This window comes from Streptomyces sp. SID13726 (genome assembly GCF_010548375.1).
In the GTDB taxonomy this organism is placed as follows: Bacteria; Actinomycetota; Actinomycetes; order Streptomycetales; family Streptomycetaceae; genus Streptomyces.
The window spans coordinates 1-447 of record NZ_JAAGLY010000425.1; the positions used below are offsets into that span (position 1 = coordinate 1).

Genomic DNA, 447 nt, shown 5'->3' on the forward strand with positions numbered 1-447 from the left:
CCGAGGTCGCGTCGATGTTCGACGGGATCGCCTCGCGCTACGACCTCACGAACGACATCATGTCGTTCGGCCAGGACCGTGCCTGGCGCCGGGCGACGGTGCGCGCGGTCGGCGCGCTGCCGGGGGAGAAGGTCCTCGACCTCGCGGCCGGGACCGGGACGTCGTCCGAGCCGTTCGCCGACGACGGGGTGCGCGTCGTGCCCTGCGACTTCTCGCTCGGCATGCTCCAGGTCGGCAAGGAGCGCCGGCCCGACCTCCCGTTCGTCGCCGGCGACGCGACGCGCCTGCCGTTCGCGGACGGGACGTTCGACGCCGTGACGATCTCGTTCGGCCTGCGCAACGTAGTCGACACCGAGGGGGCGCTGCGCGAGATGCTGCGCGTCGTGCGGCCGGGCGGGCCCGTCGTGATCTGCGAGTTCTCGACCCCGACGTGGGCGCCGTTCCGGG

At 73.4% G+C, this 447-nt stretch carries 1 protein-coding gene; it reads left to right on the top strand.

Translation table 11 applies throughout. The features are described 5' to 3' along the window. The coding region (locus G3I78_RS48410) for a ubiquinone/menaquinone biosynthesis methyltransferase (RefSeq protein WP_164437004.1) at positions 1-447 on the top strand (447 nt) is incomplete at both ends.